This window comes from Tichowtungia aerotolerans (genome assembly GCF_009905215.1).
GTDB lineage: Bacteria > Verrucomicrobiota > Kiritimatiellia > Kiritimatiellales > Tichowtungiaceae > Tichowtungia > Tichowtungia aerotolerans.
Genome location: NZ_CP047593.1, coordinates 1,617,475 through 1,634,173, shown reverse-complemented (window position 1 = coordinate 1,634,173; position 16,699 = coordinate 1,617,475). Strand labels below are relative to the sequence as shown.

Sequence of the window (16,699 nt, the reverse complement as noted above, 5' to 3'; positions counted from 1 at the left end):
ATACACTTCGTGTTAACCGAAACAGGAGACCCTTATGTCCACCGAAGAAACCCAATGGATCGATAAAACTATCCAAAAAATGACCCTCGAACAGAAGGTCGGCCAGTGCCTCGTCATCGGCTACGTCGGCACCGTCATCACCCCTGAAATCCTCAAACGCATCCGCAGCTATCATCCGGCCGGCGTGCGCGTCGGCATGACCATGCGGGTGAAGACCGCACTGCACGATCCTTATGCGTACAATCAGGACTGCGTCCACCGCGTGCTGCGCCAGCCGAAGGACACGGTGAAAGACTACATCCCCGGCAAGGAGCCGCCCTACTGCACGGCCGAAGAGTTCTGCGAATTCCTCAACACCATGAAGCAGGAAGCACTCAACAACGGTGCCGGCATTCCGCTGCACACCACCATGGATATGGAAGGCGATCAGAGCTGCGACTTCATGCGCGCCGGAACCTTCTACCTCCCCTCCTGCCTCGGACAGGCCGAAACCAATGATCCGCAGGTCGCCTATGACTGCGCATGGGCCACCGGCCGCCAGCTGACCGCCCTCGGCGTCAACTGGCTGCACTCTCCGGTGCTCGACACCAACACCGAGCCGCTCAACAAAGAGATCGGCATCCGCAGCTACGGTGACAACGCCGAAACCGTTGAAACCTATGGCAAGAAAGCTTTCGACGGATTCCGCGATGCCAACATGATCACGACCGGCAAACACTTCCCCGGTCGCGGACACTCCACCAAGGATGCCCACCACAGTCTGCCGACCATCGACCTCTCCCGCGAAGAGATGGAAGAGCACCTCAAGCCGTTTAAAGCTCTGGTTGATGCCGGCATCCCGAGCATTATGACGGCTCATACCGCGTATCCGGCTCTCGACCCGTCCGGAACCGCCGCTACGCTTTCAAAACCGATTCTCACCGACCTGTTGAAAAACGAGTGGGGCTTTGAAGGTGTGATTACCTCCGACGACATCACCATGGGCGGAATCGTTGAGAAACACGAAGTCGCCGACGCCTGTATCGAAGCGATCAATGCCGGCTGCGACCTCATTTTGCTGCGCGACGAGAGCCCGCTTCTCGACGACGTTTTCAACGACATGGTCGAAGCCGCCCGTTCCGGCCGCCTGCCGGAAGAGCGCCTCAACGATGCCATCCGCCGCACGCTCAAAGTAAAAATGGACTACGGCCTCTTCGAAAACGGCAACATCATGCCGGTCGAAAAAGCAGGCAGCGGCATTGCCGACCCGAAAGTCGCGGAGATTGCCAAGACTGCTGCCGAGCGCGTTCTGAAAGTGATGCGCGACGAGCAGAACCTGCTTCCGCTCAAACCGGAAACCAAAGTCCTGCTCGTTGAACAGGTGGCGCCGCTCCACGAAAAAACCAACTCGCAGAAGTGTCATCCGTGCTGCTTCTGGGAGCGGATGCTTAAATACTCCGAAAACGTCTCCTGCATCGAAGTGCACGGCGAATGCGACGATACTGAAATCGAACGCATCCTTGCCCGCGTGGAGGATGCCGATGTGGTCGTCATGACCAACTACTTCGACCGGCGCGGCACCTACGAGCAGCGCTCCGTCAACCGCGTCATCGAAACCGGAAAGCCGGTCATCGTTATCACCAACTCGCCCTTCCCGTTCACGGTTCAGGATACCATGAAAACCGTTATCTGCACCTACGGCGTCGTTCCGGAATGTCTGGATGCCGCAGCGAACGTCCTTTTCAGCAAAGAATAATCAAACCAGCACCGGGCAGAACAGTTCTGCCCGGTTTCATTTTTTTGTCACCGGCCCGGACGTTTCCCCGATCACCAGTTCCGGTTTCACTATTTTCTTCTGGCAGCTTTTTGTTTTGCCGGAAACTGCATCCAACAGCAACCGTGTTGCCTCCTTGGAAACCTCACGCAAAGACTGACGCACTTCTGTCGCCTGAATAATATCTGCCGGATGCTCGCTGGTCATACATCCGACCAGTGAAATTTCGTCCGGAATTAATTTTTTGCGCCGTTCCAACTCACGGTAAAATACCGGCACAATCCCTGGATAAATCACTAATCCACTAATATCCGGAACCTTTTCCAGAATTTCATCCATAACTTCTTCAACCGAAAAACGTTCTGAAACTGGAAAGTTCCAGGGTTGGCTGATGGATATGCCCGCATCTCTCAAGGCTTTTTCAGCACCTTTCTTCCGGCGACCGAAAGCTGAATAAACTTCGCTGTCCACCATAGCAATTCGCCGATGCCCCTGCTCCGTTAAATGCTGAATTGCCAGATAAGCCCCGAATTCATGATCTTCATCGGCGAATGACATCCTGGAATCTGCTTGCTGTGGGCCAACTGACACACACCTGATGCCCGACTCCTCCAGCAAATTCAGTTCGTCTTCCGAACACTGGTACCCGGCAAACAGAACTCCGCTGCACTCCAGCTGCTCTAGAGACCGTCCCGGCTTCTGTAAATAAGACAGAAGCGAGTCTCCTGCCCCTAGATTGACAACACGTACCGGAATACTTAATTCATCCAATACGGCATGCATTCCCAGAACCATCGTCGACATAAACCCGCCCAGGCTGTATGAAACAGAATGTTCACAACCAACCAGACAGAAGGAGCGAATCTCCCGCGTAGCCAGCAAATCCCGGGCACCTTCCTGAACAAACGTACCCTTCCCCTGAATCCGGGTTAAAATTCCCTCATTCACAAGAGCAGCCACTGCTTCCCGAATCGTATTACGACTGATACCAAATTTTTCGGTCAGCACATTTTCAGAAGGGATAAGGTCCTTTTCATTAAACTGCCCGGACTCAATCCCTTCTATAAGAAGATTTCTAACCTGTTCCGATTTCGAATAAATTTTTGATGGAAGCATATTATTGATCCTGTCATTTCACGGGATTGCAGAGAATTTGATAAAAATACCAGTTGTAAGGTCATCCTATAAGCAAAAACCGTGAAAGATGCAACAAAAGTACTGTGCAGAGACAGGTCGCACAGACAGGAATTCTGCCCAATCAGCAAAATGCAGGAATTCTTTCCATCGGCTTGAATCACATCGGACGGGAGTAACCACAAAAACATAAACTGCCCCGGAACTGTTTCCGGAAACCCTCTCGAAAACCTGCCCATTTTTCTTAGGCCGCGTGCGGTGTATCGTATGCTGCGGGAGTCAGGAGCTGCTCAAGCGTTCCCGAGCCGGAATGGACATCTTCCCACTCCGAAACGTCGCAATCAACAACCGCGACCGATCCCGCACAGAGATCTTCGCACTCCGCATCCAGCAGATCGCGCAGCAGATCACTGAGACTCGGATTATGCCCTACCAGCAGGATGCAGGAGCACTCTTCATCGGTCTCCTGAATAACGTCGAGCAGTTCGGAATCTGTGCCGTCATAAAGCCGCTCATCTGTTTCCACCCGCAGCGAGAGCTGATTCGAAAATGCTTTGGCGGTCGTCTGCGACCGCAGCGCCGGACTGCTGATCAGCATATCAACCTCTACGTCCAGATCCGCAAACCGTTCGGCCATTTTAATGGAATCTTTCTTCCCGCGATGCTGGAGCGGCCGGTCCATATCATCCAAGTCAGGATGGCTCAAACCGGCTTTGCCATGTCGAACAAGAACTACCGTTTTCATGTTATCCTCCCCTTCCACGGGGAATTGTAACGCGACCGTCAAGAGGTGCAGTAAAAATATCAGACTAATTTCATCACAATTACGCCAAAGCCGTGAAAAACAGTCCTGTTTCCGGCTTTTGGAAAAATGAAAATATGCGGGCTCGGCCTGTTTCCAGGGATTGGAAAAAGTTATCTGCGCTCCAGCAGATATATCCCAAGATGTTCCGCCGGGAGTTCGACCTCAAATGATCTCAGCTCCGCCCGATCGGCCTCAGCAATGATATTGCCGCTCATCAGGTCTGTCACAATAAATGACGAGCCTTTCGCCGGCCATTCGTCCCAAGGCAGCTCAACCGAAAAATGAGATGAGGACGATGCCGCCATGTAATTGGGAACAACCAGCACGGCACGACGATCCGAAAAACGCAGATAGGCCTGCAGCGGGTTCGGATGGCCGTCCCGAAAAGATTCCACCTTGCAGATACTGGCGTCTCTAAGATGTTCCGGGAAGTTCTCAAAAATATCAGGGTATGATCGACGCACCCGCAGGATGCGTTTTACGTCCTCAAAAAACGCGGCATTCTGCGGCTCGTTTTTCACATCCCAGTTGATGCGGTTGTAATACATGGCTCCTTTCTGCTGGAGCAGGTCGCGGGGATTGTTCCACTCTTCGCCGATCCACCAGACGGGAATAAACGGCAGTAACGCAAGATAGCCGAACCGGACCCGGTTTCCTTTTACAAACGGCGCATGTCCATCGTGATAGAGCGGTGATGCCGCGTAAAAACGGAAGAGGCCGCCTTCACCCTTCTGCTGGATCTGCGGAGGGCCGATCCCTACGCCGGTTTGAATGGCATCCACAATGTTCGTGCGAAAAACAAAGGAGCTGTCGTGCATGCTGCCGAACCGCTTTTTCTGTTCCTCGAACTTCTCCTTCGGATTGTATATCGGCGGCTCGGTCCAGCCATTCACTCCAAGCTGGGCACAATCAAATGTGCCCCTCGGTTTTGAAGGCATTTCACTCATAATCAGAATCTTATGCCCTTTTCGAACCAGTTCCTCACGGATCTCTTTGAAGTGATAGCCCGACGTATCCGGGGCCAGATCCACGCGGAAACCGTCTGCTCCGGTTTCTTCGATAAAAGCGACCGCTGCGGCATTGAACCATTCCCGGAACTCCGGGTTCTTCCAGTCAAACAGGTAGCCGCCCCACGCCTGCCTGAATTCTCCGTTGTCCTGACGAATAAAAAATTCCGGGCGCTCCTTAAAAAACGGTGCGGACTCCGTGACTCCCCACGCTACAATATCAAAAATCACCCGGATGTTACGGTCGTGGGCCGCATCAACAAACCGCCGGATTTCCCGATAGGATTTCTCAAGAGAGGCTTCACCGGTCAGCGCTGCTTCCACCGTGTCCGGCCCGAAATTTCCATACCCGTTCCTGCCCGGCGGACGCTCGAAGATCGGCCCGACCCACAGACCGTTCACGCCGGTTTCCGCGTAATGATCGAGCACTTTTACCGCGGCGGAGAAGGTCCCTTCCGGTGTCGCGGTTTCAATGCGGAACTCCGCCATGATCAGCGACTTGACCCAGTCGGGCGACATGCCCTCCATGTCGACGCCCCGCTCATTGCGTACCAACGGAAGCAGGTCTGAATTATCTACCGCCATCGTCCCCAACGGCAGCATTCCCAGCATTAAAAAAACAAATCGTCTAATCATCATTTACGGTCCCGGTGACACCTGCAGCCGATAAAAAGCCCGGGCCGGGCGGTTCGTGGCCGCGAGCGGATGAAACATCACTGAATCGCTCCACGGCAGATTCACGGCATTTTCTGCATCCGTCCAGCTGTTTTCAGAAAGGTTCGTGGAAACCTGAAGCGTATACTGCTGATAAGGCGCTCCAACCCAGTAAAGCATATCGTTTTTCATCTGAATATCCGGCGCATCGCCCTGTGCAATTGCTGCAGCGGATATCGGCCGGATAAAATCAACCCCAATGGCATGATCATCACCATAGGCAACCGGATCAAACCGCAGCTGAACAATCTCGCCGGTCCATTGCGGATGCGCACTCAGGTCGAACTCTTTGATCTGCCAGCCGCCGCCGTTACCGACGGCCACCGAAACCGAGCGGTTGGTTGAAAAGTCCGCATCGCCTTCGCGTTTCCAGAAGAGCGTCGCCACACTGCCATCGATCGGATTGCCCGCATTGGCAATCCCGAACAGAACGGACTGATAGCGCTCTGCGTTCAGCCGCAACGCCGGCCCGATCAGCTGCGGATCATCGCCCGGCACCTTAAAAATCCAGCGGCCGTTGTATGGCCCGTTATTCAATTGGGTCAGGCGGCTGTATGTCCAGCCTTCAGCATCGCCGTCCTTGTTAAACTCAAACGGTCGAGCGAAGTCGAGACCGTAGGCCTGTACGCTGAAATTGCGAACCTGCATCGCCACATCGCTCAGCCCCGGAACTTCCCAGCCCATATTCATGCCGCCGATCTTGTAGTCGGCCAGATCAAAGGAGTTGGTCAGATAGCCCCGGCTCCACGCCTCCTGCAGTCCGGCTTTAATATGCGGAAGGAGGTCGCCCTTGATCCGCTTCCACTCACCCACCTGCAGGCCTTCATCCGTAAACGGTTCGATGCCGATATTGTAGATCAGCTTACCGGTTCCAATATCATGATTGACCGACAGGCCGGGCAGCGTTTCCCGATCATCATAAAAACGCAGTCCAAGCCAAAGGTAATTCCCATAATCGGGATTGGTATCCCGCGGAAGCCGCAGATTCTGGATCGTAAAATAAAGCAGGAATTGAGCGGCATGAAGACTCTCGGAATAACCAGTCGTATAAATATGATTGGCGTACCGCAGATTCAGTTCGATATCAACGATCACTTCACTCAAATCCGAAATCCACGGCCCGTATTCCTTGAACCATCCCTTCGGGTTGCTGATGCTCTGCGAAATCAAAAGCGCCGGCCAGCTCTCGCCCGACTGACGGTATACCCCGCCATATTCATTGATCGCATTCACCGCCAGAACCACATTGCCGTCCGAATGGGTCAGCGGCCCGAACACCACATGCTTGAACGCATTGCTCCAGACCGTTGCACCGCTCGGAAGCCTATACGGCTCCGTCCCCCAGAGCGTCCCCCGACTGCCCCACTGGGCCAGACTCCAAACAGTTTCATCGTAGGAATCTTGATACAGGAGCCGGCCTTCCACCGCGCCGCCGACCGGGGCCAGCAGATTCACTCCGTCCTGAAAAAACCGGTCGGCCTGCAGCTGCGCGCCGACCGCACAGCCGGCGGTCAGTGCAACCAGCGACAGCAGCTGCCTTACGCCAAAACAGGCTCTGCTTCGGGTCGGTTGCATACTTCAATCCGGTGCTGGGTTCCCTGATACCAGACATTGAACGACAGTGATTTCCACTGTTCCGGCAGGTGCGGATCTGTGCACAGCTGTCCATCGCGAACCTGCAGACCGGCGAACCCGTAGGCCAGGGCCTGCCACAGGCCGCCGAAGTTGCCGATGTGAATCCCGGCCCATGTATCTTTATTAACATCCAGGGTGTCAAAATCCGCCGACAGATTAAAATAGTCCATGGCCTTATCCATCAGCCCGATCCGCGCCGCCACCAGCGCATGAATCGACGGACTCAGCGACGAACCGTGCAGAATAAACCGCTCGTAATAATCCCAGTTCGCACGCAGATATTTTTCCTTAAAAAGCTGCGGCAGAAGCACTGTCAGCAGCACCACATCCGGCTGCTTCAGACCCTTACACTCATGATACTCCGCGCCTGGCCCGCCCCAGTCGCTGCCGGTGATTTCCCACGAATCTTTCAGATCAAAAAATCCGTCGCACTGAGGAATCAGCCCCGTTTTTTCATCGACCGGACAGACCATTTTTTCCGCGATGTCCATCCACTGGAAACGTTCATCCGCATCGTCGCTCAGCGCGGCGGCACGCCGCAGAACATACGCCGTCAGCCAGTTGGTGTAGGCGTTGTTATCCGTCAGCGGATGATATTCATCGGGCCCGCCAACTCCGTGGATTTCAAAACGATCCTTCTCCTCGTTATATTCGACGCGCTCAACCATATAGCGTGCGCACTCGCGGATCATCTCCGCGCCATCGGTTTCCAACCACTCGAAATCGCCACTGATGTCGGCATAGCGCAACGCGCAGTAGGCAATATCCGCCGTCACATGAATCTGTGTGCGGCTGCAGGTGATCGCAACCGGCGCGTGCTCGAATCCGCCGATCGACGTCTGCCACGGATAGCGCGCGCCGCTGCGGCCTTCAGATGCCGCATAGGCCCGCGCATCGGCGAGATTGCGATGACGGTAACGCACGTGCGCACCGCCCCACTCCGGGAACACCCACTGATAGAACGGCGCGAGGTTGATATCCGTGTCCCAGAAAACATGTCCGCTGTAGCCCTGTCCGCTCAGTGCTTTGGCACCGATGCTCACGCGTGAGTCCGTCTGCGGCGACGCAATGATCAGATGGAACAATGCATAGCGGATTTTTCGCTGCGACTCCGAATCGCCTTCAATCCGAATATCCGCCTGCTCCCACAGCTCTTTCCAAACCCTGGAACTTTCTTCCAGACATTGGGAAAATCCTTCGGCCGCCGCTTTTTTTACAAGCATCTCTGCGGCCTCCTGCGGGGTTTCGTCCTGCGTGGAGTAGAGCGTGGAAAATTTTTCAAGCATCAGCGTTTTGCCCTGCTCCGCCCGCACCGTCGCAATCTTTTTGTAACGCCGAAGCTTTATCTCTGAATCCCATTCCAGCGGAATGGATGCGCCACGATGCAATCGTGTTTCCAAACATTGGAAAGCGACTGCTCCGCCCTGCACCTCGGATTTCAACGTCAGTCCCGCCGGCGTTTCAGCAACCACACTCTCGGCATATTCATTGTTGAGTGAGGCATCGATACCGCTTTCAATCTTCACTTCGCCCGACCAGTTTTCCGGCGTAATGGAAATTTCCTGAGCGATCAGGTGGCGTTCGTCCATCGAGCAGAAGCGACGGAATTTCAACGAGGTGATGTTTCCCTTACCGTCATCCCAGCGGACAGTGCGGTGCAGCACGCCGGTTTTCAGATCAAGCGTGCGGTTGTATTCCAGCAGGTTCCCGTCCCACATGCGAAACGGTTCGCCATTCAGCCAGATCTTGCAGTACAGCGGATCCGGCAGGTTCTGGATCAGGTACATCTCTTCCGGCGTCGGCATCAGCTCTTCATCGAAAATGTATTTTTTGCGACAGAACGTATCGGCAATGCAGAACTGCTGCTCGATGGATTTGCGATAAACGCCGGCAGCAAACAACCCCTGCACCTCTTTGGTGCCGAGTTCCTCATAGCTGCCGCGCAGCCCCATCAGACCGTTCCCAATGCAGAACAGCGTTCCGCCCGTGCGTTCATTGGCCGGATGATACACCGATTCTGAAATTGACCATTCGTTTGAAAATTGACTCATCTGTTTCCCCTCATCAAATAGAAAGCATGCTCCTATTCCCCGGGAAACAGAATAGCCATAACCGTATTTCACCTAATGAAATCCATACCCTCGATGAAAACCGAAAACTATAGCTCATGCACGGATGACGGAGCCTTAACCGCCTTGCGGAAGGCGGAGGGCGACTGGCCGGTCAGCTCCTTAAAGACCGTGCTGAGGCGAATATCGGAACTGAAGCCGCAGGCCTCGGCAATTTCGGCAACGGACAGATTGGTGTCGGCAAGCAGCTGGCGGGCCCGGCGGATACGCTGGCGGCGAATCTCGACCAGTGGCGTATGGCCCAATTCTACCTTGAATTTACGTTCCAGCAGTGTGCGGGAAATATACACATGCTTGAGAAGATCCTCCACCTTGATCGGTTCCTGGATATGATCCTGAATAAACGACAGCGCTTTCGCAACGGTCGCGTCGCTCACCTGCATCACGTCGGTTGACTGACGACTCACCATGCCCGCCGGAGGAAGAAAATGTTTCACCTCCTTCTCGGCTGTTTTCTCCAGCAAACGATCCAGCAGCGCAGCGGCATCGTAGCCAACTTTTTCAAACGGCATGCGGATGCTGGACATCGGCGGCTGCGAGACATTGCACAGCAGTTCATCGTTCCCGACCCCAAGGATTGCCACATCCTCCGGAATACGCACGCCCTGCTGGCGGCAGAACTGAACAAACTGAAATGCTTCCCAGTCGTTGCAGGCAAACAGTGCAACCGGCTTGGGCAAAGCCGCCAGCCACTTGGCTTTCTGGCGGTCAATACTGGTGCGTTTCCGCTTGTCGATGCCGTACACCTTCGTTGGATACAGCAGTGTATGACAATCAATCCCCTTTTCTTTCAAGGCATATTCAAACGCATCGGCGCGCTGAAGAGAAAACTCATGTTCTTCATTTCCCAGATAAGCAAAATGACGAAAGCGGCGATTGATGAAATAGTCCGCGGCCATCCGGCCGACCGCATCTTCGTCGATAGTAACAAATGGAACCGTTTCATCATCCGGCTGCGCCAGCACCGACACCCACGGCAAACTGTAACGCTGATCCTGCATTCCGGACGGCAGATCGACCATCCCGGAAATCACCCCGTCCGGTCCCCAGCTGCGCAGGTCTTCCTCCAGAACCGGCGAGTCGGACTGCACCAGATGAATCACCCAATCAGGATGATCGTGCACATATTTAGAAACCCCCAGCAGGATATTCTGTCCATACCCGTGCCAGGGAACCACCACAGCCACTTTCTTCGACTCCACCATCATATGGAACAGATACACCGCCCCACATTTCCCGGCAAGCGAAAAACATTAAGAAGGCTTTGAAAAACCACGCGCCAACTGAACCATCCAGTGCACAGACTGAACTTTTGTTCAAAAAGACAAAACAGCCCGACCCCAAAACTACTGCTTATTGATCCGAACATCATCGATGAAAAGAGTCTCATCAATGTTCAGAAGCGCCTCCAGTTTTAAAATGCACGTACTGCGAACCGGCACCGTATAAACCGATGACTCAAACGGCTCATAGTCACCGCTGGTTCCGGGCCGGAATGTTCCCAGAGACACACCGTTTAACAGCACTTTCATTTGCTGAATCTGATCACCAAAATTTTTTCGCTGAGCGGCATACAATGCAACCGTATAACTTCCCTCACTCAAAGTCACCGGCTGGAATGCACTTGCGGCTCCTTTTAAAAGAAGGACTTGATCGCCCTCTGGCGGAGGCGGGTTGCCGGACGTATATGCTGTTGAAGATTCAGTGTACCCGGCCAAAGGGCTGAATGTCCACGGAAGGCCTTCCGGACAGTATTCATAGCCGTTATTGTCCGGATCAAGGAACGTCATCTCAAATCCGCCATCCCGCAGAACAGTTGGCACATAGAATATATTTTCAGAATCAACAGCCTGTACCGGGTCGAGCATTTCCGTTCCGTTGATCTCATAAAACACATTGTTTTCCCTAATGGCTACATCCTGTGCATTATCCAGTTCAACTGCGGAGGTATCCAGACCGATAATCTGATTGCCTGCCAGCTCAATATTACGGGCAAGCCGGCTGTTTGTGACTCCAGTGCTTGAATGGATTCTGACAGGAGCCAGATGTGTGGAAATGATGGTATTGTTACTGACCAGGATGTTTTGAGGAAACGGTCCGGCAAAGAACGGTCCTCCATACTCATTCTCGAGCAGGATTCCATTTCCCCCGACCCCTTCAATCCGGTTTCCGCAAATTATTCCGTCAACCGACCGGGCAAGGATTGCATGGCGGCGCTGGGGCTTGAACACATTGTTCCGGATAATGTATCTAGCATTGCACATGTCCAGATTATAAAAATGGGTCGATAAAGTGTCCCCCGAAACTACACGCCCCGTTACCACGTTCAGGATCGGCTCTTCAAAAGTGATGATCTCACGGGAATTTGAATCGACCGAAGCAACCCTGACCGGCCCGATGTATTCTCCAGTCGGCGGATAAAAAACCATGATCCGGTCGCCAGCATGCATACTCGAGGAATCTTCGGTCCAGCTTGTCGGCCCTTCAGCCTTGGTCATCCGGAATGTATTGCTCGATATAATTTCTGAAGCCATCACCGTGTTCTGGCTCATATTAATACTGTCATCAAGCAAGGCCTCAAAATAGCAATCTTCAATAATCGGACCAATCCGATTGTCTTTACAGTGAACTCCATCCCGCCAATTGGACACAAACCGTTCGGAGCCGGGACGAACCATCACCTTAAACCCACGCACCGTAATCCGCCCGGGATTAAGATCCACCCGGCTCGACATGGAACTGCGACCGCTGTAAAGCGTCACATTTTCCAGCAGACAGTCTTTACTGTTGGTAATATGAATATTACTTGCATACCCATTGAAAATGAGCGGCTGGAAATAGATGTCTCCCACGTGAACATCATTCAAGTCTGTTATATATCCTGACTGCATATAAAGACGATACTGTTCAGGGCCTACTGCAATATAACTTTCCGGCCTGAAATGGTCTCTCATATCCCAGCGAATTCGTCGCAAGTCGGGATCAATCACCGCTCCCCAGTCCAGAAAAGACATTCCTGCGGGAATCGGATTGTACCCCTCCATAATTTCCATCTCGAAAAAGCCACCCGCCGGGGAAACATTTGTGATAATGCCCTGCGTATATCCCAGCGGGGCCTGTTCAATTTCAAAATTCCGGACCGTAACGCCATCACAATGCTGCATCCGAACAGAAGCCCGATAAGGAGTGTTCAGCAATATCGCCCCGTTTCCTTCCACCGTCACATTCGTCATGCCCTGCAGGTCCACTTGAAAATTGCTGTCCGGACGCATTCCGAGTTTATACGTTTTACCGGAAGAAAATTCCAGAATGGCTCCAGGGCCTGCATCCCGAAGCGCCTCAATAGAAGCAACAACTGCCGAGATATCATCCTGCATTCCGTCACCAACCGCTCCGAAATCATCCACATACAGCCGTGCCGGCGGGGCGTTGATTTTAAAGACAAAAGCCTGTACAGACGGAACCAACAGTCCCGCCAGCACAAAAGAGAAACAGATCTTTTTTTTAATTACATTCATTCCGATGACAACGTTCGCTCATCGAGAATACGACGGGTTTTTTCAGCCCGACTGCGAGTAATGGGATAGAAACAAAACAGGACCAGAGCCAATACAAAACCGCCTGCGCGGAAAAACACCACCTGTTTTTTCATCAACTTCGCCACAGAATGCTGTTTTTCCAGACTTTGGAAAAACTGTTCATGGACCCTCCCTGCATATGCATTCAGCTTTTTCTCTGTATCCGCATCGGTCCGTTCAGAAAAAAGCTGTACTTCCGCAAGCCAGTCCTGAACATCTTTCTCAAAGTCATACCAACGATAATAAACCGCTTCACCGCGGATAAGCCGCCAGAAAAGTGTCCATCTGTTCCCGCTTTTTACGGCGGACTTGTCATCGGCAATCAGCTCAAAACGTTTTGCCGCCTGATCAAATATTTTCGCGGCCTCTGCAAAATGTTCATCCTCAATACTCCATGTGCGCGGCGGCTCAATCACCTGCGCAATCGTATCGGCTTCAAAGCGGTCAACTGTTTCGGCATTAAAACCGGAATTTTCCAGAAGAAAAGCACCGATCAGGGCGGTCAGGCCCAAGGCCGCTTTCAGTGCAAAACCGTTTACGGCACCGAACATTCCTTCACGACGCAAACCGGTTTTAAGTTCATCTTCATCGCAGATATCCGCGACCATCGAGCTGACCATCAGCCAGCAGCCCTGCAGCCCCATCCCGGCAATGATGTTTGTAATAAACTGAGCCATCGGCCAGCGCGGGTCCAGGGCAATCAGGTCTCCAAGTGCACCTGCAAGCGCAAAACCAAGCCCCACCATCATGGCCGTTTTTTTACCGATCCTCGACGCCACAGCCGCCACCAGAAACATGCTTCCGTAAGCCACCAGAGCCATCAGGATGCCGCTGCCGGCAATAATAACACCGGCAAAATCCTTATTGCCGCCACAGATATAATAAATGTTCAGAAACGACAGAAGGCTGAGCGCGGAAAAAAGACCGATAATAATAATGAGATAAGCAATCAGCATAATGACAAACGGAATGTTCGTCATTGTCACTTTTATCGCAGAAAAAAAACGGATGGTTTCCTGATGCTGGCCATCTTCCCGCTCTCTGCAGACCCATGCCGGAATCAACCCGGATCCGATAATCAGGATTCCCATGCACATGGAAACAATCACCGCGCCCCGCGCTTCATTGCCGAACGAGTCAAGCTGGCAAAGGCGATAGACCAGCGGAACCGTCAGCGAACCGAACAGCCCGATATACATGCGCCAGGCCAGCACACGGGTGCGCTCATCATAGTCGTTGGTCAACTCATAGCCGAGTGCCGTGTAGGGAACCACATACAGCGTGTAGGTCAGCGCATAAACGAGTCCCAGAACCACAACGTACAAGAACGGGATATTACGCCACCATTCCGTATTAGAAACGGTACTGAGGCCCAGCGGAGTCCAGAACAGGGGCAGCAGGATAGCCGAGAGAATGGCGCCGACCACAATATATGGACGGCGACGCCCCCAGCGCGAACGGGTGTTATCGGAAATGTTCCCAATCAGCGGATCAGTAACCGCATCAAAAATCCGCGGGATCGCCAAGGCCGCACCGGCCAGCATCGGCGGCATTTTGAAATACTGGACATAAAGAACCAGAAAGACCGCGTTCAGGACGTTCATGATGTAGTTGTCGGCCAGCCCGCCGAATCCCCAGCCAATGCGGGTTTTCAGCGAAACACGTTCCGACTGAGGAGCTTTATGTGCTGGATGTTTCTGGGTCATGCGTTTACCTCAAATGTATAAATTCCTTTTTCGATTCGATATGTTCCGGTTGGCAGGACCACTTCCGCGGGAACCGGCGTTTCAACCTCTACGATCCATCCGGCAGACGTTTTTTTCCAATGACTGGAAATCCGGCCCTGAACCGAATCGTATGACCCTTTCACAAAGTCGAAACGGTCCGTCAAACAGGGTTTGATTTCCAAGGTTTGGAAACCGGGCGATGCCGGACGAATTCCGACGAGCGATTCAAACATCCACTGGCAGACGGCCCCAAAGGCGTAATGGTTGTAGGAGTTCATCGCCGGATCGCCAAATCCGTTTTCTTTGGTCCAACTGTTCCAGCGCTCCCAGATGGTCGTGGCCCCGTTGTTGACTTCGTAGAGCCATGACGGATGGTCTTCATTCAATAAAAGTTGAACCGCCAAATCCGGTCGTCCGGCTTTTGACAATGCCAGACTAAGGTAAGCCGTCCCAATGAACCCGGTCGTCAGGTATCCGTTCGAGTTTTCCAAGCATTGGAAGAGACACTCTTCCGCCGCCTTCAGATCATCACCAGAAAGCAGTTCCATATGAATTGCCAACGCACAGGCGGTCTGTGTTTCCACCGCAATTTTCGAACCGCGGAAAAATTCATTACGGAATAATAAGCGGCCTTTGTCGGCTTCGCTTTTAAAATACACTGCATCATCAGACTTTTCGAGCGCCTCCGCCATTTCGCTCATAAGCCGGGCATCGTAAGCCCGATACGCCAGTCCGATCAACCGCTGCGGCGTTTCCTCTCCGAAATGCAGCCAGTCGCCGTACGATTGTGCAGCCGGGCCATTGTGGCGATTGTCATCCGTGCAGATCAACTCCATGTATTTTTTCATGGAATTCCACCACGGACGGATAAATTCGAGGTCGCCGTACATTTGCCACAGGGTGTACGGACAGATGATTCCGGCATCACCCCACCCGGCACTGGCATAATGCATACGGCCGAGAAACGGCGCAGCATCGGGATAGCCACCGTTCGGGCACTGTGCATCGTGCAGATCCACCAGCCATTTTTCATAAAAAGGACGAATATCCGCGAGATACGCGGCGGAAGGAATGAAGATTTGGACATCACCGGTCCAGCCGAGGCGTTCGTCGCGCTGCGGACAGTCGGTCGGCACTTCCAGATAGTTGCCGCGGAAGCCCCAGCGAATGTTTTCAAACAGACGGTTGACCTTTTCGTTTGAGCATTCAAACGATGCCGTCTCGTTCAGGCCGGACATCCACACCACACCGGTTACGGTGCCGAGCTGAGGAATGATTCCGGCAGGCAGCCCTTCAAGCTGAACATATCGAAATCCGTGAAAGGTAAAGCGCGGCTGCCAGATTTCTTCGTCATCACCTTTGGCAAAGTAACGGTCGACGGCCCTGGCTGAACGCAGGTTCGCCGTATAAACGGTTCCTTCCGGCTCAATCATCTCCCCGTGTTTTAAGATAATTTCGGTTCCGCGAGGAACGCCGCTCAATTTCAAACGAACCACTCCGACCATATTCTGGCCAAGATCAAAAACAAACACGCCGGGTTTTGGTTCGGTAATGCTTTGTGCCGGAAGTTCAGCAATTGTTTGGACCGGCACGCCGGGGTATGGCTCAATTCGCTCGGGCAGCACTTCCTCTTCGGGACGAAACAATACCGCATTTTTCCACTCCGTATCGTCAAAGCCCGGCATGTCCCAACCGGCTATCTCCTTGCGTGCATCGTATTCTTCACCCATCAGCAGGTCCGCGCCGACAACCGCGCCTGCAGAAGCCTTCCAAGCTGGATCGGTGACAAGTTCCCCGGATGTGCCGTCCTCATAGTCGAGTTTGAGCACAGCGGAAAACCACGGATCGCGCCCGTAGAAACCTTTATCGCCGAAGCAGCCGATATGCCCGGCAAACCAGCCGGGCGCAACCATGCCGCCGATCACATTTTCACCGGAAACAATCCGATCGGTTATATCAAATGAATGAGAGTAAACCCGTTTACGGTAATCGGTCCAACCCGGCAACAGTTCACTGTTTCCGACTTTTTTTCCGTTGAGCCGCAATTCGAACAACCCCAATGCTGTGGCATGAATGCGAGCGGTTCGCACAGGTTTATTTACCAAAACCGATTGACGAAGCAATGCACAGGGCTGTCCCCACTCATGTCCGATCCATTTTGCAGGCCAGTCACAATGCGATAGGCCTGCAATATTTTTTTCGTCTGATTCCATCTAC

10 protein-coding genes are annotated in these 16,699 nt (G+C 53.1%); 1 reads left to right on the top strand and 9 read right to left on the bottom strand.

Features of this window, described 5'->3' with window-relative positions; translation table 11 throughout:
* The first annotated feature begins 34 nt into the window (after positions 1–34).
* Positions 35–1,735 carry a glycoside hydrolase family 3 protein gene (locus GT409_RS06725; protein WP_160628183.1) on the top strand — a complete coding sequence of 567 codons (1,701 nt, stop codon included), beginning with the start codon at positions 35–37 and terminating at the stop codon, positions 1,733–1,735.
* A 36-nt stretch (positions 1,736–1,771) separates the two neighbouring features.
* Here the strand turns inward: GT409_RS06725 and GT409_RS06720 are convergent, their stop codons facing one another.
* From GT409_RS06720 to GT409_RS06680, 9 genes are all read right to left on the bottom strand, one after another.
* Complete coding sequence (locus tag GT409_RS06720) at positions 1,772–2,869, bottom strand: GntR family transcriptional regulator (protein WP_160628181.1); 1,098 nt, start codon at positions 2,867–2,869, stop codon at positions 1,772–1,774.
* A gap of 262 nt (positions 2,870–3,131) precedes the next feature.
* The gene (locus tag GT409_RS06715) at positions 3,132–3,632 is read right to left on the bottom strand and encodes a SixA phosphatase family protein (protein WP_160628179.1); all 501 of its coding nucleotides are present in this window, start codon (positions 3,630–3,632) and stop codon (positions 3,132–3,134) included.
* 170 nt (positions 3,633–3,802) lie between these two features.
* Positions 3,803–5,338 (bottom strand): alpha-amylase family glycosyl hydrolase, encoded by a 1,536-nt coding sequence (locus GT409_RS06710; RefSeq protein ID WP_160628178.1) that lies wholly within the window; start codon positions 5,336–5,338, stop codon positions 3,803–3,805.
* Complete coding sequence (locus GT409_RS06705; protein WP_160628177.1) at positions 5,339–6,988, bottom strand: hypothetical protein; 1,650 nt, start codon at positions 6,986–6,988, stop codon at positions 5,339–5,341. It lies immediately after the preceding gene.
* The gene (locus tag GT409_RS06700; protein WP_160628176.1) at positions 6,952–9,099 is read right to left on the bottom strand and encodes a glycoside hydrolase family 65 protein; all 2,148 of its coding nucleotides are present in this window, start codon (positions 9,097–9,099) and stop codon (positions 6,952–6,954) included. The genes GT409_RS06705 and GT409_RS06700 overlap by 37 nt, the downstream gene beginning before the upstream one ends.
* A 107-nt stretch (positions 9,100–9,206) precedes the next feature.
* On the bottom strand, positions 9,207–10,400 hold the full coding sequence (locus GT409_RS06695; RefSeq protein ID WP_160628175.1) for an AraC family transcriptional regulator: 1,194 nt from the start codon (positions 10,398–10,400) through the stop codon (positions 9,207–9,209).
* A 123-nt stretch (positions 10,401–10,523) separates the two neighbouring features.
* Complete coding sequence (locus GT409_RS06690) at positions 10,524–12,695, bottom strand: right-handed parallel beta-helix repeat-containing protein (protein ID WP_160628174.1); 2,172 nt, start codon at positions 12,693–12,695, stop codon at positions 10,524–10,526.
* Positions 12,692–14,461 (bottom strand): MFS transporter, encoded by a 1,770-nt coding sequence (locus GT409_RS06685; protein WP_160628173.1) that lies wholly within the window; start codon positions 14,459–14,461, stop codon positions 12,692–12,694. The genes GT409_RS06690 and GT409_RS06685 overlap by 4 nt, the downstream gene beginning before the upstream one ends.
* Positions 14,458–16,695 (bottom strand): alpha-L-rhamnosidase, encoded by a 2,238-nt coding sequence (locus GT409_RS06680; protein WP_160628172.1) that lies wholly within the window; start codon positions 16,693–16,695, stop codon positions 14,458–14,460. Before GT409_RS06680 ends, GT409_RS06685 begins: the two co-directional genes overlap by 4 nt.
* Positions 16,696–16,699 lie beyond the last annotated feature (4 nt).